This is a genomic window from Arthrobacter sp. NQ7, assembly GCF_029581595.2.
Lineage (GTDB): Bacteria > Actinomycetota > Actinomycetes > Actinomycetales > Micrococcaceae > Arthrobacter > Arthrobacter phenanthrenivorans_B.
Genome location: NZ_JARFXU020000013.1, coordinates 51,140 through 73,958 on the forward strand (window position 1 = coordinate 51,140; position 22,819 = coordinate 73,958).

The following is a 22,819-nucleotide window of genomic DNA, read 5'->3' on the forward strand; positions in this document are numbered from 1 at the left end:
GGGTGCTTTCAGAACCACAACCGTGTAATTATCCACAGCCAACAGGCCAGCTATCTTCTGGGCTTTTCATCCCCTAGAGTGTCCCAGTAGCCGATTATCCACGGACTGTGCATAACCCTGTGGATTAAGTTGGGCCAGCACCCTGGTCCCGGACTTGGGCTGCCAGGCAATGCAGGCATAGCAAGTTTTGAGGGAACCGATTGATGACAGTAGACGAAGCCAACCACGCCAATACTGTCGGAAGTTCCTGGCGCCGGGTGGTCAGCCTGCTGGAACAGGACCACCGCGTATCGCCGCGCCAGCGGGGCTTTGTCATCCTCGCCCAGGCCCAGGGCCTCATCGGATCCACGCTCCTGGTAGCCGTTCCCAACGAGCTCACCCGCGAAGTGCTGCAGACGCAGGTGAAGGATGCCCTGGACGATGCCCTGCACAACGTCTTCTCCGAGGACATCCGGTGCGCCATCGACGTCGACACCGACCTGGTGCCCATCCACGAAGAGCCCGAGCCCGTCGTCGAGCCTGCTTATGCACCGGACCAGCTCATCGAGCAAAAGCCGCAGCCCATGCTGCCCAGCACGTCCCATGAATTTGGCCGGCTGAACCCGAAGTACGTTTTCGATACCTTCGTCATCGGCTCCTCGAACCGTTTTGCCCATGCCGCCGCCGTCGCGGTGGCCGAAGCTCCGGCAAAGGCCTACAACCCGCTGTTCATCTACGGCGATTCCGGACTGGGCAAGACCCACCTCCTGCATGCGATCGGCCACTACGCACGCCGGCTGTACAGCGGGATCCGTGTCCGCTACGTCAACTCCGAGGAATTCACCAACGACTTCATCAACTCAATCCGCGACGATGAAGGCGCCAGCTTCAAGACCACGTACCGCAACGTTGACGTCCTGCTGATCGACGACATCCAGTTCCTGGCCGGCAAGGACCGGACGCTGGAGGAGTTCTTCCACACGTTCAACTCGCTGCACAACAACAACAAGCAGGTGGTCATCACCTCGGACCAGCCGCCAAAGCTGCTGGCAGGGTTCGAGGACCGGATGAAGTCTCGCTTCGAGTGGGGCCTGCTCACTGACATCCAGCCGCCGGAACTCGAGACCCGTATTGCCATCCTCCGCAAGAAAGCGCTCAGCGAGGGACTGTCGGCACCGGATGACGCCCTGGAGTACATCGCCTCGAAGATCTCCAGCAACATCCGCGAACTTGAAGGCGCCCTGATCCGCGTCACGGCCTTCGCCAGCCTCAACCGGCAGCCCGTGGACGTGGCGCTGGCAGAAATGGTCCTCAAGGACCTGATTACGGACGACGGCGCCCAGGAGATCACGTCCGCCCAGATCCTCCAGCAGACGGCTGACTACTTCAAGCTCAGCATGGAGGAGCTCTGCAGCAAGTCCCGTACCCGGACCCTGGTCACCGCCCGCCAGATCGCCATGTACCTCTGCCGGGAACTGACCGACATGTCCTTGCCCAAGATCGGGCAGGAACTTGGCGGCCGGGACCACACCACCGTTATCCACGCAGACCGGAAGATCCGTGAGCTGATGGCCGAGCGCCGTGTGATCTACAACCAGGTGACCGAACTGACCAACCGGATCAAGCAGCAGCAGCGGGACTCCTGAATCCACACTGCACCCCGCGCTCTATACCTTATTAACAGGGGCATGTGGATAAGCCTGTGGATAGTTAAGGGGACAAGCGCGGTTAATGGGCTTAAAACCCTTAAGCCGTCTGTGGATCGTCAAAAACCGGCCTTGGCGTTGTCCCCATCCACACCCTGTTTAAAACCCAGGTAACGCACACTCCATGAACAGGGCTTAACCGCGGATCCGTGGGACAGGAGAGGGTTATCCACAGTTTCCACAGCAGTTATTAACACTACGAATCCCAAAAAATTGAAATCCCTCAAACAACAAGATCGATCCGCACTCCCTCGCGACGGGGCCTGCCGGCCCCCGGACGGGATGGGGCCGGTCCCGGGGATGGGTTAATCCCGGATCTTCCGGCTAAGCTGTCAGCAGCGCTCCCATCCCTGGGTTTTCGTGTGGTTTCGAACTCCACGGACCATGCACCACCCCGGGTGCGTCCAACTTCTTCCGGAGTTTCCGTACGGAATTCCCGGGTCTACATGGCAGCAGTAATGAAAGGCGGCACCCTTCCGTGAAGTTCAGAGTCGATCGGGACGTCCTGGCAGAAGCCGTCACCTGGACAGCCCGCTCGTTGTCTCCGCGGCCGCCCGTGCCCGTCCTCTCCGGCCTCCTGTTGAAAGCTGAAGCCGGTACCGTCAGCCTCTCGAGCTTCGACTACGAAACATCCGCGCGGCTGAACATCGCGGCGGACATCAGAGACGAGGGCACCATCCTGGTTTCCGGGCGCCTGCTGGCAGACATTTGCCGGAGCCTGCCCTCTGCACCGGTGGACGTCGAAACCGACGGCAACAAAGTCACGCTCACCTGCCGTCGAAGCAGCTTCCACCTGGCTACCATGCCGGAAGCCGAATATCCTCCGCTGCCTGCGTTGCCCGCCATCAGCGGAACGGTGCCCGGCGACGCCTTTGCCCAGGCTGTTTCCCAGGTCATCATCGCGGCAAGCAAGGATGACACCCTCCCCATCCTCACCGGTGTCCGCATGGAGATCGAGGATGACCTGATCACCCTGCTTGCCACCGACCGCTACCGGCTCGCCATGCGCGAAGTACCGTGGAAACCGGTCACCCCGGGCATTTCCACCAGCGCCCTGGTCAAGGCAAAAACCCTCAACGAGGTAGCCAAGACCCTTGGCAACAGCGGCGACATCAACCTGGCCCTGTCCGACGACGACAGCCGCCTCATCGGCTTCGAAAGCGGGGGACGCACCACCACGTCCCTGCTGGTGGACGGCGACTACCCCAAGATCCGGTCGCTCTTCCCCGAATCCACCCCCATCCACGCCACCGTCCAGACCCAGGAACTGGTCGAAGCGGTGCGCCGCGTGTCCCTCGTGGCCGAACGCAACACCCCCGTTCGGCTCGCCTTCACCAACGGCCTGCTGAACCTGGACGCCGGCACCGGCGAGGACGCCCAGGCGTCGGAGGAGCTCGAAGCCCAGCTGTCAGGTGATGACATCACGGTGGCGTTCAACCCGCATTACCTGATCGAAGGCCTGAGCGTCATCGAGACGAAATTCGTCCGCTTCTCCTTCACCACGGCCCCGAAACCCGCCATGATCACAGCCCAGGCGGACGCGGACGGCGAGGACCAGGACGACTACCGCTACCTCGTCATGCCGGTCCGGCTTCCCAACTAGTTCCCACCGCCAACCCCGTTCCCCACTAGCGCAGAAAAGAGTTCCACGATGCACATTGGACTGATCGGCCTCGGCAAAATGGGATTCAACATGCGTGATCGCCTGCGCAAGGGCGGCGTGGAAGTCACCGGCTATGACCGGAACCCCGACGTCACCGACGCCGCCAGCGTCGAGGAACTGATCGCCGCTGTTCCTGCCCCCAGGATCATCTGGGTAATGGTTCCCTCCGGCGCCATCACCGATGCCGTGATCACTGAGCTCAGCGACAAGCTGGAGCCGGGCGACCTGGTGATCGACGGCGGCAACTCACGGTTCACCGAAGACCAGAAGCACGGCGAACTCCTGGCTGCCAAGGGCATCCGTTTCGCCGACTGCGGCGTATCCGGCGGAGTGTGGGGCCTGCAGAACGGCTATGGCCTGATGGCCGGCGGTGACGCCGCGGACATTGAGCGTGCCCTGCCGGTCTTTGATGCGCTCCGCCCCGAGGGCGAACGCGCCGACAGCTTCGTCCATGTAGGCGGCGTCGGTGCCGGCCACTACGCCAAGATGGTGCACAACGGCATCGAGTACGGCCTGATGCAGGCGTACGCCGAAGGGTATGAACTGCTCGCAGCCAAAGAAATCGTCACCGACCTTCCGGGCACCTTCCGGGCCTGGCAAAAAGGCACCGTCGTGCGCTCGTGGCTGCTGGACCTGATGGTCAAGGCACTCGACGAGGACCCGGGGCTCGCGTCCATCGACGACTACGTGGAGGATTCCGGCGAGGGCCGGTGGACCGTGGAGGAAGCAATCGCCAACGCGGTTCCGGCTCCGGCGATCACGGCCGCGCTCTTCGCCCGTTTCGCGTCGCGCGAAGACACTTCGCCGGCCATGAAGATGGTGTCCGCGCTGCGCCACCAGTTCGGTGGCCACGCAACCCGTCCCGCCAAGTAGTACCAGCGGGGACCGGCAGCGTCCCCAGAATTGTCGACAACCACGTGTATCTGGAACACCTCTCCCTGACCGACTTCCGCAGCTACGCCCAGGTGGACCTCGCACTGGGCCCGGGTGTGACCGTCCTGGTGGGGTCCAACGGCATCGGCAAGACCAACCTGATGGAAGCGATCGGCTACCTGGCCACCCTCAGTTCGCACCGGGTCAGTTCGGATGCCCCACTGCTGCGGTTCGGAACCGAGCGGGCGCTGGTCCGGGCCCGGCTTGTCCGCGGCAGCCAGACAACAGTCCTGGAACTCGAAATCAACGCGGGCCGGGCCAACCGTGGCCGCATCAACCGCAGCAACCCGGTGCGCGCACGCGACCTGCTGGGTATCTGCCAGACTGTCCTTTTCGCTCCGGAGGACCTGTCCCTGGTCAAGGGCGACCCCTCCAACCGCCGCCGGTTCCTGGACGAGCTGCTGGCCAGCCTTATCCCGCACCATGCCGCCACCCGCAGCGACTACGACCGCGTCCTCAAGCAGCGCAACGCCTTGTTGAAGTCGGCCCGGTCGGGACGGTTCACAGCGGCGCACGAATCGACCCTGGATGTATGGGACCAGCACATGGCGCGCGCCGGGGCCGAGCTGCTGCACGCCCGGTTGGAGCTGGTGGAACGGCTCCGTCCGCACCTTGCCCGGGCATATGCGCAGCTCACCGACGCGTCCAAACCCGCTGACGCCACCTACCGGTCAACCCTTCAGAACCAGATGGACGACGACGGCGTCCCCGGCCCAGGGCAGCGCCCCGCGGATGGCGGTGCTTCCGCCGTGGAGGATGATTTGCGCCTGTTGTCGGTGGACCAACTGACGGACCGCTACGTCAAGGCATTCGCTGAATCCCGGAAGAAGGAACTGGAACGGGGCATATCCCTCGTCGGGCCGCACCGTGATGAGCTGGAACTGGTGCTGGGCCAGGCACCCGCGAAAGGTTATGCCTCGCACGGGGAAACCTGGTCCATGTGCCTCTCGCTCCGGCTCGCCTCCTACTACGTCATGCTCGACGACGCCCGGACCGGGGGGTCCGCGCCCATCCTCATCCTGGACGACGTCTTTGCCGAACTGGACGTCCAGCGCAGGCGTAAACTGGCGGCAATAGTCTCCGGCGCGGAACAGGTCCTGGTGACCGCCGCCGTCGACGCCGATATTCCGGAGGAGCTGTCCGGGCGGCGGGTGAAAGTCATCCCGGGAGGTATCGATGAGCAGTGAGCAGGGCGGCGGGCTTCAGCCCGGCCGCGAGCCCGACCACATCGATGCCGCGCAGGCCGCCCTCAACCGGATGCGCGAGGCCGCCGCCGCGCGTGGGGAGGTGCGCCGGAAAGTGGCACGGCCCGGCTCGCAAAAGACCAAAGGCAGCATCCGCGACACCCGTGGATTTAGCCAGTTCCATGCGACCGGCAGGGATCCGCTGGGCCTGGGAAAGGTCGTCGGTCGGCTTGTGGCGGAACGGGGCTGGACCTCGCCCGTCGCGGTGGGTTCCGTCATGGCCGAGTGGGCCACGCTGGTGGGGCCGGAAATCTCCGCCCACTGCACGCCTGAGAGTTTCACCGACACCACCCTGCATGTACGTTGCGATTCCACGGCCTGGGCCACCCAGCTGAGGCTTTTGAGCACCAGCCTGCTGGAGAAATTCCGCCGGGAACTGGGAGATGGAGTGGTCACCAGCATCCAGGTTTTGGGTCCGTCGGCACCGAGCTGGCGCAAGGGTGGACGCAGCGTCAACGGCCGTGGGCCACGGGACACGTACGGATAGCCCGGGCGCCGGCTCTTGAAACTCGGCCGAACGGCGTGTAGAGCGCTGAAAGCCCCGGAGCGTGTATAGGCACCCGGAGGGCCCACCGCGAAGCCGCCCTAGGCCGGGCCAAGAGCCTCGCACAGCCATGTTCGCTGCTGCGCACGGGCCTGGAATGCGGGGTTCTGGGGGTGTTCGCGGTAGAATTGACGCAGATAACTGGGCGCGGGTGAGACGTTGACTGGGTCCGTTCTCCGCGCGTTTCCGCATGGAGTGTGGACCACCGACCGTCAGCAAGTCACCGGCGCCATAAGTTTGTGCCTGTTGGCGGGTGGCTTTTCCCTGGGAAGAGGAACCGGCCGGCCACCATCGAGAACAGAGGAGTCGACAGCGCCTGTGGCTAACGACAATACAGATATTCTGGCAGCAGAAAACGCAGTCGAGGATGGCCCCACCCCTGATACCCCCGCCGAGGCCGTCACCCCCCGCGAATACGGCGCCAGCGACATCACCGTCCTTGAAGGCCTTGAAGCTGTCCGCAAGCGCCCCGGCATGTACATCGGTTCCACTGGCCCCCGCGGTCTGCACCACCTGGTCTACGAAGTGGTGGACAACTCGGTGGATGAGGCACTGGCGGGCTACTGCAGCCACATCGAAGTAGTCCTGCAGGCCGACGGCGGCGTCAAAGTGGTGGACGACGGCCGCGGCATCCCGGTGGACATGCACCCCACCGAACACAAGCCCACGGTCGAAGTAGTCATGACCATCCTGCACGCCGGCGGCAAGTTCGGCGGCGGCGGTTACGCCGTGTCCGGCGGCCTGCACGGTGTGGGCATCTCAGTGGTCAACGCCCTGTCCAGCCGCGTGGACACGGAAGTGCGCCGGCAGGGCCATGTCTGGCGGATGTCCTTTGCCGACGGCGGCAAGCCGCAGGGCAGCCTGGTTAAGGGCGAGGAGACGGATGCCACCGGCACCAGCCAGACCTTCTACCCGGATCCGGCGATCTTCGAAACCACCGAGTTCGACTTCGAAACGCTGCGTGCCCGCTTCCAGCAGATGGCGTTCCTGAACAAGGGCCTGCGCATCACCCTGACCGACGAGCGTGAGGCAGCTGTTGACAACAACGACGGCGACCTGGACCTCGACGACCTCAGCACCGAGGGCGAAGTCAGCGCCGAACACCGCACCGTGGTGTACCAGTACGACGAAGGCCTGCTGGACTACGTCAAGCACCTGAACTCGGGCAAGAAGGTGGAGGTGGTCCACGAGGACGTCATCGCCTTCGAAACCGAGGACACGGAGCGGCGCATCGCGCTGGAAATGGCCATGCAGTGGACCAGCGCCTACTCCGAGAGCGTGCACACCTACGCCAACACCATCAACACCCACGAGGGCGGCACCCACGAAGAAGGTTTCCGCGCTGCCCTGACGTCCCTTATCAACCGGTACGCCCGGGAGAAAGGCATCATCAAGGAGAAGGACGACAACCTCACGGGTGACGACATCCGCGAGGGCCTGACGGCCGTCATCTCCGTCAAGCTCGCCGAGCCACAGTTCGAAGGCCAGACCAAGACCAAACTCGGCAACTCCGAGGTGAAGGGCTTCGTCCAGCGGGTGGTCACGGACGGTCTGGGTGACTGGCTTGAGCGCAACCCCGGGCCCGCCCGGGACGTGATCCGCAAGGCGATCTCGGCCGCGCAGGCCAGGATGGCTGCGCGCAAAGCCCGCGACAACGCCCGGCGCAAGAGCCCGCTGGAGTCCTTCGGCATGCCCGGAAAGCTTTCCGACTGCTCATCGAAGAACCCGGAAAAGTGCGAGGTCTACATCGTGGAGGGTGACTCCGCCGGTGGTTCCGCCAAACGCGGCCGCAACCCGGAGACGCAGGCCATCCTGCCCCTGCGCGGGAAAATCCTGAACGTGGAGCGCGCCCGCCTGGACAAGGCCCTGGGGAACGCGGAAGTCCAGTCCATGATCACGGCCTTCGGAACCGGCATCGGCGAAGATTTTGACCTGGCCAAGCTGCGCTACCACAAGATTGTCCTCATGGCAGACGCCGACGTGGACGGCCAGCACATCACCACGCTGCTGATGACCCTGCTGTTCCGCTACATGCGGCCGCTCATTGAGAACGGCTACGTCTACCTCGCACAGCCGCCGCTGTACCGCATCAAATGGTCGAACGCTCCGCACGACTACGTCTACAGCGACCGCGAACGCGATGCCAAGCTCGTGGCAGGCCAGGCCGCCGGCCGTCGTATCCCGAAGGACAACGGCATCCAGCGCTACAAGGGCCTGGGCGAAATGGACTACACGGAACTGTGGGACACCACCATGGATCCGGACCGCCGCACCCTGCTGCAGGTCACGATGGACGATGCCCTGGCCGCCGATCAGATCTTCTCCGTCCTGATGGGCGAGGACGTTGAGTCACGCCGCAACTTCATCCAGCAGAACGCCAAGGACGTCAGGTTCCTGGACATCTAAGGACCCGCTCCAAAGTATTCGGAACCAGACATATACCTGAAACGGAAAATAAAGAATGAGCGACGAAACACCCGAGAATTCCGCTCCTGAGGAAGGAACTCCGGACATCGTTCTTGAGGGCGATGTGCTGATCGACCGCGTCGAACAAGTGGACCTGCAAACGGAAATGCAGCGCTCCTACCTGGACTACGCCATGGCCGTCATCGTCGGCCGCGCCCTCCCCGACGTCCGGGACGGCCTCAAGCCCGTCCACCGCCGGGTGCTGTACGCGATGTTCGACGGCGGCTACCGCCCCGACCGTTCCTTCAACAAGTGTGCCCGCGTGGTGGGCGAGGTCATGGGCCAGTACCATCCGCACGGCGATACCGCGATCTACGACGCCCTGGTGCGCCTGATCCAGGACTGGACCATGCGCTACCCCCTGGCGCTCGGCCAGGGCAACTTCGGTTCACCGGGCAACGACGGCGCGGCTGCGCCCCGGTACACCGAAACCAAGATGGCCCCCCTGGCCATGGAAATGGTCCGCGACATCGACGAGGAAACAGTCGATTTCCAGGACAACTACGACGGCAAGAACCAGGAACCCACCATCCTGCCGTCCCGGTTCCCCAACCTGCTGGTCAACGGCTCCTCCGGCATCGCCGTGGGCATGGCCACCAACATCCCGCCGCACAACCTGCGGGAAGTGGCCGACGGCGTCCAGTGGTACCTGGCCAACCCGGGCGCCAGCCGCGAGGAACTGCTCGAGGAACTGCTGGTGCGGATCAAGGGACCCGATTTCCCCACCGGTGCCACCATCCTGGGCCACAAGGGCATCGAGGACGCCTACCGGACCGGCCGCGGGTCCGTCACCATGCGCGCAGTGGTTGCCGTGGAGGAGCTGCAGGGCCGCACCTGCCTGGTGGTCACGGAGCTTCCGTACCAGGCCAACCCGGACAACCTGGCCATCAAGATCGCCGAACTGGTCAAGGACGGCAAGATCCAGGGCATCGCCGATCTCCGCGACGAGACCTCAGGCCGCACGGGCCAGCGACTGGTCATCGTGCTCAAGCGCGATGCCGTCCCGAAGGTGGTCCTCAACAACCTCTACAAGCACACCGAACTGCAGAGCAACTTCTCGGCGAACATGCTGGCCATCGTGGACGGTGTGCCCCGGACGCTGAGCCTGGACGCCTTTATCCGCCACTGGGTGACGCACCAGATGGACGTCATCGCCCGCCGCACCCGGTACCGCCTGCGCAAGGCCGAGGAAGAAGCCCACATCCTGCGGGCCCTCCTGAAGGCCCTGGACATGCTGGACGAGGTCATCGCGCTCATCCGGGCCTCCAGCACCACCGAGGCCGCGCGCGACGGGCTGATGGAACTGCTGGATATCGATGAAATCCAGGCACGGGCCATCCTCGACATGCAGCTGCGCCGCCTGGCCGCGCTGGAACGCCAGCGGATCCAGGAAAAGCACGCAGAACTCGAAGCCCTGATCACCGAATACAAGGAAATCCTCGGCTCCGAGGAGCGCCAGCGCGGAATCATCAGCTCCGAGCTGGGCGAGATCGTGGAAAAGCACGGCGACGACCGGCGCACCCGCATCCTTATGGGCTACGACGGCGACATGTCCATGGAAGACCTCATCCCCGAAGAGGAGATGGTGGTCACCATCACCCGCGGCGGCTACGTCAAGCGCACCCGCAGCGACAACTACCGGTCACAGCAGCGCGGCGGCAAGGGCATCAAGGGTGCCCAGCTGCGCGGCGACGACGTGGTGGAGCACTTCTTCGTGACCACCACGCACCACTGGCTGTTGTTCTTCACCAACCTGGGACGCGTCTACCGGGCCAAGGCCTACGAGCTGATGGAGGCAGGCCGCGACGCCAAGGGACAACACGTCGCCAACCTGCTGGCATTCCAGCCCGATGAACACATTGCCCAGGTCCTGGACCTGAGGGACTACCAGCAGGCCCCGTACCTGGTGCTGGCCACCAAGAGGGGACTGGTCAAGAAGACCAGGCTGGAGGATTACGACACCAACCGCTCCGCCGGCGTGATCGCCATCAACCTGCGCGACGGCGATGAACTGGTCTCCGCCCAGCTCGTCTCGGAATCCGACGACCTCTTCCTGGTATCCCGGAAGGGCCAGTCGATCCGCTTCACGGCCACCGATGACGCGCTGCGCCCCATGGGCCGGGCCACCTCCGGTGTCACCGGCATGAAGTTCCGCGAAGACGACGAACTGCTGGCCGCTGACGTGGTCACGGATGGTTCGTTCGTGTTCATCGTGACCGAGGGCGGCTACGCCAAGCGCACGGCGGTGGAGGAGTACCGCCTGCAGGGCCGCGGCGGCCTTGGCATCAAGGTGGGCAAGTACCAGGAGGAGCGCGGCCACCTTGTGGGTGCCCTTATTGTCCAGGAAGAGGACGAAGTCCTGGTGGTCATGGAGGGCGGCAAGGTTGTCCGCTCCTCCGTTGCCGGGGTGCCGGCGAAGGGCCGTGACACCATGGGCGTCATCTTCGCCAAGCCGGACAAGAATGACCGGATCATCGAGGTGGCGCGCAACAGCGAACGCGGTCTCGAGGACGAGGAATCCGCCGGCGATGACGTAACGTTGGCTGGAGATGGCGGGACCGCTGGGGAATCCGCCGTGCCAGCATTGGCAGAAGAATCACCGGCCGTTGAGTCAGAGGACGCCTCGGGCGACGCTGAGCCGAACGAAGACAACACGGAGGTAACGAGTGAGTAATTCCGACTCATTTCCCAAGCCGAACAGTACTGTTCCCGACGGGAACCGGCCTTCAGCGGCACCCCGCGTGAACGCCCCCGTACGTCCGCAGCAGCGCCCGGCGGCTCCTCCCGGCGCGCCGGGACAGCGTCCTGCCGTTCCCGGCCAGCGTCCGCAGCAGGGTGACCGCCCGGCGCAGCCCGGCCAGCGGCCGCTCCAGGGCCAGCCCGGCCAGCCGGGGCAGCGCCCGGGTCCGGCGGGCCAGCGTCCGACGCAGGGCCCCGGCCAGGGCGGTCCCGGGCTGGTGAAGCCCGCACCCAAGGCCAAAGTCCGGCGTGCCCGGCTGCTGATCAGCAAGGTGGACCCCTGGTCCGTCCTGAAGATGGCATTCCTGCTCTCCGTTGCGCTGGGCATCGTCACGGTGGTGGCGGCCATTGTCCTGTGGACCGTCCTCGACCTGACCGGCATCTTCGACCAGGTGGACAGCCTGCTCGGAACGCTGGCCGGTTCTGAAAGCGGCGGCTTTGAACTGAAGAAGGTGGCGTCGCTGGGACAGGTGGCCTCCTTCGCCACCATCATCGCCGTGGTCAACGTGGTCCTGCTGACGGCCCTCTCCATGCTCTCGGCAGTCCTCTACAACATCTCTGCCACCCTCGTGGGCGGCATTGGCGTTACCCTCACCGACGATTAGGAGGCCGTTTCCGCCGGCCCCGGGCCGGCGGAAACGCCCGATTTGAGATCGGGCCGGGGTGTGCTGTAAAGTCATGTCTCGGCCCGATGAGGGATCGGGGCGTATAGCTCAGGCGGTTAGAGCGCTTCGCTGATAACGAAGAGGTCCCAGGTTCAAGTCCTGGTACGCCCACGGAACCTGTGCAGGTTTCAAACGGAGGTTCGGTACGGTTTCACCCGCCGCCGGATCGGAACGGGGAGCATGTGAAGAAGTTGCTTGTATTGGCAGCGGCAATCGCAAGCGTCCTGGTCTACCGCAAAGCACAGGAATCCGAAGCCCGGAAGACAGTCTGGAGCAAGTCAACCGACAAGGTGGACTAGCCCGGGGCCCGCGCCGGGAGCCGGTCAAAGGCTCCCTGGTTCTAGGGTATGATGGACGGGTTGCTTCTTATGGGGGCATGGCGCAATTGGTAGCGCACCTGCTTTGCAAGCAGGGGGTTCGGGGTTCGAGTCCCCGTGCCTCCACCATGAGAGAGTCCCGGTCAGCACGTGTGCTGGCCGGGACTTTTCGTTTGCCTCTTCCGCCGGGGGCCCGTATCAGGGGTGTGGATTGAACTTCTTCTTCGCGGCCCTGGGGGTCCTGGGCGTCGCATCTTCCGGGCCGCTGATCGCGGCCACGCTTGGGGCCACCAGTGTCAGTGCCCTGGCCATCGCTTTCTGGCGCAACGCCATCGGCGCCGCGGTCATGGCCTCTCCCACCCTGGTCCGGGACCCGGCCCAATTCCGCAGGATCACCCGTCGGGAATTCCGCTGGTCGCTGCTGGCCGCCGTCGCGCTTGCCCTGCACTTCGCCTGCTTTATCACTTCCCTCCAACTCACCTCCGTGGCAGCAGCCACAGCGCTTGTTTGCCTGCAGTCGGCCTGGATTGCTGTTTTCCAGCTCATCCGCGGCACCCGCCACCGCTGGCAGGTCCTGGCCGGCCTGGGGATCGCCTTCGGCGGCGTAGTGGCGATCACCGGATTCGACATGGGAACCTCGCCGCGGGCCCTTACGGGGGACCTGCTGGCCGTGGCCGGCGGCGCACTGGCGGGGTTGTACACACTTGCTGGTGGGAAGGCGCGGCAAAGCATGACCACGGGGACCTACACCACCCTGTGCTACGGGATGTGCGCGGCCCTGGTGGCGGTGCTGGCCCTAGCTGCCGGCCAGCCGCTGGCCGGGTTCGAGCCCGCCGGGTGGCTGGGGATCGCTGCGATCACCGTGTGCGCCCAACTCGTGGGACACACCGCGTTCAACCACCTGTTGGCCACCATGAGCCCGCTGATCGTGTCCATGATCATCCTGCTGGAAATCCCCGGCGCAGCGCTGCTGGCCGCCGTCTTCCTGCACGAGACCCTGCCGGCCGGAACCTACGCGGGACTCGGCCTCATCCTGGCTGGGCTCGCCGTGGTGGTCCTGGGCCAGAGAAACGGGCGCAGGCTGACGGGAAGCCGGACGCTTCCGCCCGGGGAGGAGCCGCCGTCGGAACGGCTCGCGGAGCTGGGGACGGACTAGCCCGGAAGGACTCCCTGGGACGGACTGGCCTACTGGCCACCCCGCCGCACGGGCTGTGCCGTGTTGACGGTATGGATAGCCCGAAGGAGCTTGGCTGGGAAATACACCGAGAAGAAAACCACCATGGGCGCCTTCAGCGCCATCTTCCGTACGTTGTGGGCCTTGTAGGTCCGGTCGAAACGGGTCACGTAGTAGCGGTAGTCGCGGGGCGAATCTTCCAGCCGCCGTGCCGACATGCCGGACACCATCTGCGGCCAGTAGCGCACGGGAAGTTCGTGGTCGGCCAGGTGCAGGGACAGGTCGATGTCCTCGTGCATCTCGTCCTTTTCGTCCCGGCAGGTCTCTGAGCGGATGGTTTCCCAGGCGGAGGCGCGCAGGGCCATGTTGGAACCGAACAGGAAATGGTACTGGTGCTTGGCAAGCTTCAGCATGAGCTGGCGCATCTTGTCGTCCGCCTTGAGGCCAAAACGGCGCATCGGCATGTCGTAGTAGACCACGGGACCGGTGGCAGCCTGGACGGCCGGATCCGCAAAGGCCTTTTGCACCTGTTCCACCCAGTCCGGTTCCACGATGGAGTCCGCGTCGATGCGGCCCAGGATGTCCCCGGTGGCGCTGTTGAGCCCGAAGTTGCGGGTGGGGATCAATCCCTGCTCCCGGTCCTGGCTCAGGAGGATGATGGGGCTCTCCGGATACTCCAGCTGCATCTGGCGGACGATGTCAGCGGTCCGGTCTTTGGAGAGGTTGTCCACCACGATGATTTCGTGGGCCGGAACGGACTGGTAGATGGCAGCTATCAGGCACTGCCGGATGACGCTCTCCTCGTTGTACGCAGGGATCACGATGGACACGCGGAGCTCTACGGCGGCGGCGTCATTCACAGTATCCCCAGAGGATTGGTTGGCTGGCATCACTTCAAATCTAGCATCAGGGCCTTGTCCTGCCGCGGGCAGTACCAGGGACAAAACACGGCGCACAAAAAAGGGCCCCGCCTACCGCGGGGCCCTCCCTGTGCTGGTGGAATCCTAGGCCTGGCTGGTGCCCTTCTCATCCTTGGCGGTGTCCGCACCTTCCGCGGAGTCCTCCGCCACGTGCTTTGCCTTCTCAGCGGCGTCCGCGGACGTCTCCTTCACGGCTTCCGCTGCATCCGCGGCCGTCGAGGCGGCTGCACTTGCGGCGGATCCGGCAGCGGCTGCACCCTTATCGGCGGCGTCGGCGGTGCTGTCCTTGACGTCGCTGACGGTGGTTGCCGGAACGGGGGCAGGAGTCGGGGTGACCGGTGAGGGGGTCTTCCAGGGGTCCTCGACCGGCTTGGAGGCTTTCCAGGCGGCAACGCCGGCGGCCACCGCGGCGGCAATCACACCGAAGACCAGCCAGCCACGCTTCTTCGGCTTCTCCGGCTGTGCCAGCTGCGCATCCACGGCCCGGCTTGCTCCCGCCGCGGCTGCCTTCAACTGCGTGCCGGTTGCCTGTGCCTGTTCCTGGATGGCGTGGATGAGTCCAACGTCGCCCAGCTTCTGCGCGACGGCATCCACCCGTGCCGGGGTGTTTTCCAGCGTGCGGTGCACGGCACCGGAGGCCACGCCGATCTGGTCCGACAACTTGGGCAGGTACTCCACGACAACGCGGTCACGGGCGTTCAGGACAACGGGCGTGGCCTTGTCCAGGGCTTCGTGCAGCTTCGGGGAGGCGTTGTCCACGACGTCGTTGATCCTGGGGGCCAGCTGGGCCAGGCCGTCCTGGATCCGGGGGGTGACCGTGGCAACACCGTCCGCGAGGCTGTGGGCCGCGGTCTTCAGACCCTCCTGGATCTTCGGAGATGCGGTGTCCAGGCTGTGCTGGAGGCGGGGAACCGCCCAGTCCACGGCAGCTTCCACCCGGGGGGCCGCCCAATCCTTGGCGTTTTCCACCGCACTGGTGACCGACTGCTCAAGGTCACGGGCAATACGATCCGATTTCTTCACAACTACCTCCCGATTAATGTGACGGTTCTGTCGCTAGCCTACGTGCCCAGATGATCACGGGCTATTCACTCTGCGGATTTTAGGGGGATTTCACCCAGCGCGGAACTGCGCCCGCAGCCAATGCCGGCCATAGCAGGCATGGGAGAATGGGGCCTATGACTGCCATCGCAACTGCAAAAGCAACCATCCACACGAGCCTCGGCGACATCGTGGTTAACCTCTTCGGCAACCACGCGCCCAAGACGGTCAAGAACTTCACGGGCCTTGCCACCGGCGAGCAGGCGTGGACGCACCCGGAGACCGGCGAGGAGAAGACCGGCACGCCGCTCTACAACGGAACCATCTTCCACCGCATCATCAAGGACTTCATGATCCAGGCGGGCGACCCGCTGGGCCGCGGAACCGGTGGCCCCGGCTACCGCTTCGACGATGAGATCCACCCCGAACTGAACTTCAACCAGCCCTACAAGCTGGCCATGGCCAACGCCGGCATCCAGATGGGCAAGGGCACCAACGGTTCACAGTTCTTCATCACCACCATTCCCACGGACTGGCTCCAGGGCAAGCACACCATCTTCGGTGAAGTGGCTGACGAGGAATCCAAGAAGGTCGTTGACGCGATCGAGGGTGTCCGCACCGGCATGGGCGACCGCCCGGTCGAGGACGTCACCATCAACAGCATCGACATCGAACAGCTGTAACGCTCCAGCATGAGCTACGGAATTCCGTCGGCCGAGCCGTCCGCCCAGGTCCCGGTCTGCCCCCGGCATCCGGACCGGCCGTCCTACGTCCGCTGCCAGCGCTGCGGGCGCCCGGCATGCCCGGACTGCCAGCGGGCGGCCGCCGTCGGATTCCAATGCGTTGACTGCGTCAACGAAGTACAACGGACGACGCCGGAGGTACGGACCGTCTATGGCGGCGCCGTTGCCACCGGCAAACCTGTGGTGACGTACGGGATCATCGCGGCCTGCGTGGTTGTCTACGCGCTGCAGATGCTGATTCCCGATCAATGGGTTTACAAGCAGTTCGCCTATAACAACGTCTTTGCCGCCCCCCAGTACGGTGCCTTTGAGCCGTGGCGGATGCTCACCTCCGCCTTCCTGCATTCCCCGGACTCGCTGCTGCACATCCTGCTCAACATGTACACGCTGTGGATTTTCGGGCAGGCCCTTGAGCCTGTGCTGGGCCGCGCCCGGTTCCTCGCCCTGTACCTGATCTCCGCTGTCGGCGGGTCCGTGGGCTATCTGTTGCTGAACCCGCTGCTGGTGCCCGGACAGGGCCTCGTGGGCCTGGTGGGAGCGTCGGGGGCAATCTTTGGCCTGTTCGGTGCCATGCTGCTGGTCCAACGGCAGCGCGGCGGAGATACCCGCCAACTGTGGATCCTGATCGCCATCAACGGCGTCATCGGCTTCCTGATCCCCCACATCGCCTGGCAGGCCCACCTGGGCGGGCTCATCACCGGCGGTCTCTGCGCCGCCGTCCTGGCTTATGCGCCGCGCGGCCGCCGCCGAAGCCTTCTCCAGGGCCTGGGCCTGGCCGGCGTGGTGGTGCTGCTGGTCGCCCTGACCTGGCTGAGGGTAACCCTTTAGCCGCTGGTTCCCAGCCCTGATGCTGCCCCCGGCACCCTTGGTGCCGGGGGCAGCTTTGTTTTCCACAGGTGTTATCCACACTGTGCGTAACTTACACAGCTGTAGTTCATCGCTTAGCGCCCGCCGTTCCGCCCCCTGAACAGCAATGCTTTGACCGGTGGCCCGGTTTCTCCACAGCTGTGGATAACCTGTGGGGATATTGCTGTGCGTAAGTGGATAAGCACCGCGGTCCAGCGCACATTGTGGACAAGTGCATCGAAAAACCGCTCCACGGCCCCGCTGACCCAGGTGCCTGCCCGGTTATCGACAGGCTTATAAACACTGTTAATAAGTGACAAACCTGTAGTTCGGCCGCCCGAAATCGCCGCGGGAGTAGGCCCAAGGCCCCACGTGGCCTCGGATTTCCACGAGGTTACCCACAGCTGTGGATAACTTGTGGGTATTCCGATGTTGGTAAGTGGATAACAGCCCGTGCCCCGGCTTCGTCCTGCCTATGATGGTTTTCCGCCGAACCTCCTACCGACAGGGACACCCGTGAGCGTCACCGAGCACCTTTACCTGGACAAACAGCACCCGGACCTGTGGAAGGCCATCAGCAGCCTGGGCCTGAAAGTGCAGGAAGCTGCGGAAACGGCCGGCATTGGGCGCAACCTGCTGGAACTGCTGAACGTCCGCATCTCCCAAATCAACGGTTGTGCCTACTGCCTGGACCTCCATGTACGCCGTGCCGGCGAGGCGGGGGAAAGCCCCCAGCGGCTGGCGGTACTCCCCGCATGGAGGGAAACTGCCCTTTTCACCGAGAAGGAGAGGGCCGCCCTGGCGCTGGCTGAGAGCATCACCGAACTTCCGGCGCAGCAGGCCCGGGACCATGCGGAAGGGCTGGCGCGGGAGTGCCTGACGGCGGAAGAGTTTTCGGCCGTCAGCTGGCTTGCGGTGACCATGAACGCCTTCAACAGGGTATCGATCACCAGCCACCATCCGGTCAGGCGGGACCGCGCCTAGGTCCTCCTCCACGGCGACTGCTGTCAGTCCACGTCCGGGAGCCCGTTATCCACAGGTATTCCACACTGTTAATAACCGGCATTTGCACCGCAGGTTTAGCTGACTGGCCGTGACCCGGCAGGGCAGGCGGGGTGCGGCCGTTCCCCCGGGGAGGATTTTCCACACTGTGGATAACCTTGCCAACAGTTGGGGATAACTTGCCGGGCTGGGCTTAGTCCCGCCAGATCCCCGAGGATCCGCGGCGGTGGCTTCCCACCAGGTGGGTGTCCACAATGCCCACTGCTTCCATCAGGGCGAACATGGTGGTGGGACCCACGAAGGAGAACCCTCGTTTGCGCAGCGCCTTGGACAATGCAATGGACTCCGCCGACTGTGTCGGGATTTCCGTGACCAGCCGGGGCCGCGGGGTACTTGCCGGTCGGAAGCCCCAGACAAAGTCCACCAGTCCGCCGTCGTTCCGCAGTTCCAGCGTGGCCCTGGCGTTCCGTATGGTGGCAACTATTTTCAGACGGTTGCGCACGATTCCGGGATCCAGCATCAGGCGTTCGACGTCATCATCCGTGAACAGCGCCACGGAATCGGGATCGAAACCGGCGAAGGCATCCCGGAAGGCAGGCCGCTTGCGCAGGATGGTGGCCCAGGAAAGACCGGCCTGGAAACCTTCCAGGCAGATCCGCTCGTACAGTCCCTGCTCGTCAGTAACAGGCAGGCCCCATTCGTGGTCGTAATAGTTCCGCATGAGCGGATCCGTGGCAGCCCAGGCGGGCCTGGCCAGGCCGTCCTTGCCGATGATCACTCCGGCGGTCTCGGGAGTCAGTGGCTTCTCCTTGGAACAGCGTTTCCGTGGGCGCTAGGAGCGCCAGCGTGTGGTCATCAGGAACCCGATGATGGCGATGCCGAAGCCGGCCACGATGTTCCAGGACTGCCAGGCCTGGACCGGGAACCGTCCTTCACTGATGTAGAAAGTGATGATCCAGAGGAGCCCAATAATCATGAGGCCAAACATGACCGGCTTGAACCAGACGGGATTGGGCTTGTAGGCCTGCGCCGCAGCCGGCTTGTCGGTGCTGGCAGTCTTCTTGCGAGGCTTTGACTCGGGCACTGGCTCTCCTTGGCGGACTGGGCAAGCTCGGCGTCCCGGGCTTGGTATCCTGCAAGAAGGAAATTTCCAGCGGTCTGCGCGATCTTGGTCAAATCTGGATTCTTACTAGCAGCCAATTCTAGCCGCAGTTGATGGGCACCCGGTGCCCAGGGCGAACGCCCGGAGGGGAACGCGTGGTATTGCAGGAGAAGGCGGGGCCCGCCACTGCGCCTGCCCCCCGTCGTGCCCTGCTGCGCGGCACCATCCAGGTACTGGGCGAGCTCCTCATTACCGCCGGCGTGATTCTCCTGCTGTTTGTCGCCTGGCAACTCTGGTGGACCAACGTCGAGTCCGACGCCAAGCAGAGCCAGGTCATCAAGGAGTTCGCCCAGGACCTCGGCAAAGCGGCTCCTGCCCCGGCTGCGACGGTTCCCTCCGCGCCCCCGACCGCGGGCGAAGATTTCGGCAAGCCCGTCGTCGGGACCGCACCTGGCCACGCCGGCACGATCGGCATCATGTACATTCCCCGGTTCGGGCCCACCTACACCCGGCCGATCGTCCAGGGCACCAGCCAGGACGTCCTGGACACCCTGGGCCTGGGGCACTACACCAACACGGCGATGCCGGGGGCAGTGGGGAACTTCGCTGTCGCGGGCCACCGCCAGACGCACGGCGCCGTCCTGGACAACATCCACACGCTGGTGCCGGGCGACAAGATCTACGTCCAGACCAAGGACGGCTTCTATGTCTACGTGTTCCGGAACAACCAGATCGTGATGCCGTCCCGCACCGATGTCCTGGAACCGGTCCCCACACAGCCCGGCGCCACGCCCACCGAGAGCTACCTGACCATGACCAGTTGCAACCCGCGCTTCGGGGCGGAAGAACGCATCATCGCCTACGCCCTGCTGGACAGTTGGCGCCCTGCCTCGGCCGGGCCGCCGGCCGAGATCGCGGCGCAGGTTGCGGCAGCCACCGGAAGGAGCTGACCGTGTACGCCTGGATCTTCCGCCACCTTCCCGGACCCCTCTGGCTCAGGATCGTCATCTCGTTGGCATTGATCTTCATTGCCCTGGTATTGATGGTCCAGTTCCTGTTCCCCTGGATGTCCCACTTCACCCAATTCACCGACTCGACGATTGGTTCCACAGACCAGCCATGACCACAACCAAGATCCTCGTAGTGGATAACTACGACAGCTTCGTCTACACCCTGGTGGGCTACCTCCAGGAACTCGGTGCCGAAACCACCGTTGTCCGCAATGACGACGTCACCCTGGCCGAGGCGATCGAACTTGCCGGCACCCGCGACGGTGTCCTGATTTCCCCGGGCCCAGGAAACCCTGCTGAGGCTGGCGTCTGCATCGAACTGATCAAGTGGTGCGGTGAAAACAGCGTCCCCATGTTCGGGGTGTGCCTGGGGCACCAGGCGCTGGCGGAGGCCTTCGGCGGCAAGGTCACCCACGCCCCCGAGCTGATGCACGGGAAGACCTCCCAGGTGGAGCACATCGGCACCAGCGTCTTCGCCGGCCTCCCCTCCCCCATCACGGCCACCCGGTACCACTCGCTGGCGGCGGTCCGGGAGTCGATTCCCGAGGAACTTGAGGTCACGGCGCAGACCGCGTCCGGCGTGATCATGGGCCTGCAGCACCGCACTGCCCCGCTCTGCGGCGTACAGTTCCACCCCGAATCGGTCCTCACCGAGGGCGGCTACCAGATGCTGGGCAACTGGCTCGAGTCGTTGGGCATGAAGGGCGCCGCAGCAAAAGCGGCGAAGCTGAGCCCCCTGATCCAGCACTAGGGCCTGAGGTTGCCGGTGGCCCGGCGGCCCAGCCCCGTCAGTCTTTCCTGGTGGGCTTCGGCGTCGGAGTTGCAGTCGGCGTCGGCGTTGCGGTAGGGGACGGTGGGGGCGGCGGAGCCTTGGCCACAACGATGGCCACCGTCTTGCCCTGCTCCACCGCGGCGTTGACCGGGTCGCCCTGATCCGTGACCCTGCCGGGTTCCACCTGCGAGTTCTCCACTTCCGTCACCGCCGGGACCAGGCTGAGCTCCTTCAGTGCTGCTTCGGCCTCCTCCCGCGTGAGTCCGCGCAGCTCAGGGACAGCCACTTTGCCGGTGGAAACGATCAGCTCCACGCTGGTGCCAACGGCCACGCTTTGGCCCGGCGCCGGAGTGGAGGTGATGACGATCCCCGCCGGTACCGTGGCGCTGTTGGCGGTGGTGGTGGAGGGCGCGCCGACCAGACCGGCCTGGCGAAGGATGTCCCTGGCCGCGGCCTCCGTCTTGCCGGGCAGGCTGTCCGGGATCTTCACGGAACTGGGGCCGTCGGAAACGTTGAGGATCACCTCGGCACCGGGGTCCAATGAACCGCCCGCGGCCGGATCGGTTCCAATGGCCGTTCCCTTGGGCACCGTGTCATTCGCCGCACGGGCGATCCTGGGCCGGAGCCCGGCGTTGTACAGTTCCTGCAGCGCTGCCGTCTCCGTCATCGAGGCCACCGCCGGGATCTGCACTTTGGGCGGGGCCGGCGCGGGGCGGTTCACGGTCTGGTACAGCCACAGGCCGCCGCCCGCCAGGACCAGCAGGGTGAAGATCACCAGGGTGGCAATCCAGGCACGACGGCGGGACTTCTGGCCGTTTGTCCGCTCCCGTTCCGGAGGGAGGCCGAGCGGGAGCGGGCCGGTCCCGTAGCTGTCCGCCCCGTACCCACCTTTCCCATGTTCATCCGCAGGTTCCAGCGCAACGCCCGTACCGCCGTCGTGGAAGAGGCTGGTGGATGCGAGGCGCCCGGTGGGGGCGTCATCCAGGAAGCCCGCGCCGGTTGCGGCGAACGCCTCGGTTGCCGGTGATGCCGGGGGCACGTGGTCGTTCGGATCGGTGGGCGCCTCCGAGGCCGCCACCACTGGCACGGGCACACCGGCCTTGGCCGCCCTGAGGGCGCGCCGGAACGCTGCTGCATCCTGGAACCTGTCATCCCGGTTCTTTTGCAGGGCCTTGGCCAGTACGCTGTCCAGCGCCGGCGACACCTGCGGGTTGAGGCTGCTGGCCGGCTCCGGAATTTCCCTGACGTGCTGGTAGGCCACGGACACCGGGCTGTCACCGATGAAGGGCGGCCGCGCCGTCAGCATTTCGTAGAGCAGGCAGGCAGCGGAGTAGAGGTCGCTGCGGGCATCGACGGTTTCCCCGCGTGCCTGTTCCGGAGACAGGTACTGGGCTGTTCCCACCACGGCCTGGGTCTGCGTCATCGTGGCAGAGGAATCGGCAATTGCGCGTGCAATTCCGAAGTCCATCACCTTGACGCTGTTGGTGCCCTGGCAGTACATGACGTTGGCGGGCTTGATGTCCCGGTGGACGATCCCGGCCTTGTGGCTGTATTCAAGGGCCCCCAGGACGCCCAGGCAATAGTCGATGGCCTGGTCGATGGTGATGTCCTTGGCACGGATGAGTTCGCGCAGGGTCTTGCCCTCGACATACTCCATCACAATGTAGGGCACCCGCACATCCTCGGCGGAGCCGTCATGGACCAGGTGTTCTCCGGTATCGAAGATGGCCACAATGGAGGGGTGGTTAAGGGCCGCCACCGCCTGCGCTTCACGCTTGAACCGGGCCTGGAACTGCGGGTCCCTGGCCATGTCCGGCCGGAGCAGCTTGATGGCGACCGTCCTGCCCAGGCGGGTATCCGTCCCCTGGTAGACATCCGCCATGCCGCCACGTCCGATGAGGCTGCCCAGCTCGTACCGGCCGCTCAGGACGCGCCGGTTGTCCACCGGGAGGC

The 22,819-nt window shown here is 64.8% G+C and carries 21 protein-coding genes and 2 tRNA genes; 18 read left to right on the forward strand and 5 right to left on the reverse strand.

What is annotated here, in order from left to right; translation table 11 throughout:
* Positions 1–203 precede the first annotated feature (203 nt).
* From dnaA to PUN71_RS14415, 12 genes are all read left to right on the forward strand, one after another.
* Positions 204–1,625, forward strand: a complete 1,422-nt coding sequence (dnaA, locus tag PUN71_RS14360; RefSeq protein WP_018769876.1) for a chromosomal replication initiator protein DnaA — start codon at positions 204–206, stop codon at positions 1,623–1,625.
* A gap of 538 nt (positions 1,626–2,163) precedes the next feature.
* Complete coding sequence (gene dnaN / locus PUN71_RS14365; RefSeq protein WP_043448605.1) at positions 2,164–3,288, forward strand: DNA polymerase III subunit beta; 1,125 nt, start codon at positions 2,164–2,166, stop codon at positions 3,286–3,288.
* Positions 3,289–3,336: 48 nt separating this feature from the next.
* Complete coding sequence (gene gnd, locus PUN71_RS14370) at positions 3,337–4,221, forward strand: phosphogluconate dehydrogenase (NAD(+)-dependent, decarboxylating) (protein ID WP_277798950.1); 885 nt, start codon at positions 3,337–3,339, stop codon at positions 4,219–4,221.
* A gap of 44 nt (positions 4,222–4,265) precedes the next feature.
* On the forward strand, positions 4,266–5,468 hold the full coding sequence (recF, locus tag PUN71_RS14375) for a DNA replication/repair protein RecF (protein ID WP_277798951.1): 1,203 nt from the start codon (positions 4,266–4,268) through the stop codon (positions 5,466–5,468).
* The gene (locus PUN71_RS14380) at positions 5,458–6,012 is read left to right on the forward strand and encodes a DciA family protein (protein ID WP_043448611.1); all 555 of its coding nucleotides are present in this window, start codon (positions 5,458–5,460) and stop codon (positions 6,010–6,012) included. The genes recF and PUN71_RS14380 overlap by 11 nt, the downstream gene beginning before the upstream one ends.
* Before the next feature lie 375 nt (positions 6,013–6,387).
* Positions 6,388–8,475 (forward strand): DNA topoisomerase (ATP-hydrolyzing) subunit B, encoded by a 2,088-nt coding sequence (gene gyrB / locus PUN71_RS14385; RefSeq protein WP_043448613.1) that lies wholly within the window; start codon positions 6,388–6,390, stop codon positions 8,473–8,475.
* A 55-nt stretch (positions 8,476–8,530) separates the two neighbouring features.
* Positions 8,531–11,209, forward strand: coding sequence for a DNA gyrase subunit A (gene gyrA / locus PUN71_RS14390; RefSeq protein WP_043448615.1), 2,679 nt, complete (start codon positions 8,531–8,533; stop codon positions 11,207–11,209).
* Positions 11,202–11,879 (forward strand): DUF3566 domain-containing protein, encoded by a 678-nt coding sequence (locus tag PUN71_RS14395; RefSeq protein WP_277798952.1) that lies wholly within the window; start codon positions 11,202–11,204, stop codon positions 11,877–11,879. The genes gyrA and PUN71_RS14395 overlap by 8 nt, the downstream gene beginning before the upstream one ends.
* A 97-nt stretch (positions 11,880–11,976) precedes the next feature.
* Positions 11,977–12,050: transfer RNA gene (locus PUN71_RS14400), tRNA-Ile, on the forward strand.
* Positions 12,051–12,121: 71 nt separating this feature from the next.
* Complete coding sequence (locus tag PUN71_RS14405; protein ID WP_220034418.1) at positions 12,122–12,238, forward strand: DLW-39 family protein; 117 nt, start codon at positions 12,122–12,124, stop codon at positions 12,236–12,238.
* 71 nt (positions 12,239–12,309) lie between these two features.
* Positions 12,310–12,385: transfer RNA gene (locus tag PUN71_RS14410), tRNA-Ala, on the forward strand.
* A gap of 82 nt (positions 12,386–12,467) precedes the next feature.
* Positions 12,468–13,412, forward strand: a complete 945-nt coding sequence (locus PUN71_RS14415; RefSeq protein WP_277798953.1) for a DMT family transporter — start codon at positions 12,468–12,470, stop codon at positions 13,410–13,412.
* 29 nt (positions 13,413–13,441) lie between these two features.
* Here the strand turns inward: PUN71_RS14415 and PUN71_RS14420 are convergent, their stop codons facing one another.
* Both PUN71_RS14420 and PUN71_RS14425 read right to left on the reverse strand, forming a co-directional pair.
* A complete protein-coding gene (locus PUN71_RS14420; protein ID WP_043448620.1) occupies positions 13,442–14,320 on the reverse strand; it encodes a glycosyltransferase family 2 protein in 879 nt (292 codons plus the stop codon).
* Between the two features lie 114 nt (positions 14,321–14,434).
* Positions 14,435–15,373: a hypothetical protein gene (locus tag PUN71_RS14425; RefSeq protein WP_277798954.1), complete on the reverse strand. Its 939-nt coding sequence runs from the start codon at positions 15,371–15,373 to the stop codon at positions 14,435–14,437.
* A gap of 155 nt (positions 15,374–15,528) precedes the next feature.
* Between PUN71_RS14425 and PUN71_RS14430 the strand changes: the two genes are divergently transcribed.
* From PUN71_RS14430 to PUN71_RS14440, 3 genes are all read left to right on the forward strand, one after another.
* Positions 15,529–16,074 carry a peptidylprolyl isomerase gene (locus tag PUN71_RS14430; RefSeq protein ID WP_277798955.1) on the forward strand — a complete coding sequence of 182 codons (546 nt, stop codon included), beginning with the start codon at positions 15,529–15,531 and terminating at the stop codon, positions 16,072–16,074.
* Between the two features lie 9 nt (positions 16,075–16,083).
* On the forward strand, positions 16,084–16,962 hold the full coding sequence (locus tag PUN71_RS14435; RefSeq protein WP_043448629.1) for a rhomboid family intramembrane serine protease: 879 nt from the start codon (positions 16,084–16,086) through the stop codon (positions 16,960–16,962).
* A gap of 534 nt (positions 16,963–17,496) precedes the next feature.
* Positions 17,497–17,964 (forward strand): carboxymuconolactone decarboxylase family protein, encoded by a 468-nt coding sequence (locus PUN71_RS14440; protein ID WP_277798956.1) that lies wholly within the window; start codon positions 17,497–17,499, stop codon positions 17,962–17,964.
* A gap of 211 nt (positions 17,965–18,175) precedes the next feature.
* Here the strand turns inward: PUN71_RS14440 and PUN71_RS14445 are convergent, their stop codons facing one another.
* Together PUN71_RS14445 and PUN71_RS14450 are read right to left on the reverse strand one after the other, a co-directional pair.
* Entirely contained in the window at positions 18,176–18,781 is a 606-nt protein-coding gene (locus PUN71_RS14445) for a DNA-3-methyladenine glycosylase I (RefSeq protein ID WP_277799001.1), read from the reverse strand.
* Positions 18,782–18,814: 33 nt separating this feature from the next.
* Entirely contained in the window at positions 18,815–19,066 is a 252-nt protein-coding gene (locus tag PUN71_RS14450; protein WP_043448636.1) for a cell division protein CrgA, read from the reverse strand.
* Between the two features lie 173 nt (positions 19,067–19,239).
* On the opposite strand from PUN71_RS14450, the gene PUN71_RS14455 reads away from it, so the two are divergent.
* Genes PUN71_RS14455 through PUN71_RS14465 form a run of 3 tightly spaced genes read left to right on the forward strand, consistent with a single transcriptional unit; the run spans position 19,240 to position 20,845 of the window.
* Positions 19,240–20,034, forward strand: a complete 795-nt coding sequence (locus PUN71_RS14455) for a class E sortase (RefSeq protein WP_277798957.1) — start codon at positions 19,240–19,242, stop codon at positions 20,032–20,034.
* 2 nt (positions 20,035–20,036) lie between these two features.
* On the forward strand, positions 20,037–20,207 hold the full coding sequence (locus PUN71_RS14460) for a hypothetical protein (RefSeq protein WP_277798958.1): 171 nt from the start codon (positions 20,037–20,039) through the stop codon (positions 20,205–20,207).
* Entirely contained in the window at positions 20,204–20,845 is a 642-nt protein-coding gene (locus tag PUN71_RS14465; RefSeq protein WP_277798959.1) for an aminodeoxychorismate/anthranilate synthase component II, read from the forward strand. The genes PUN71_RS14460 and PUN71_RS14465 overlap by 4 nt, the downstream gene beginning before the upstream one ends.
* A 37-nt stretch (positions 20,846–20,882) precedes the next feature.
* Here PUN71_RS14465 and pknB read toward each other — a convergent pair whose 3' ends face one another.
* Positions 20,883–22,811, reverse strand: a complete 1,929-nt coding sequence (gene pknB, locus PUN71_RS14470) for a Stk1 family PASTA domain-containing Ser/Thr kinase (protein ID WP_277798960.1) — start codon at positions 22,809–22,811, stop codon at positions 20,883–20,885.
* Between the last annotated feature and the right edge of the window lie 8 nt (positions 22,812–22,819).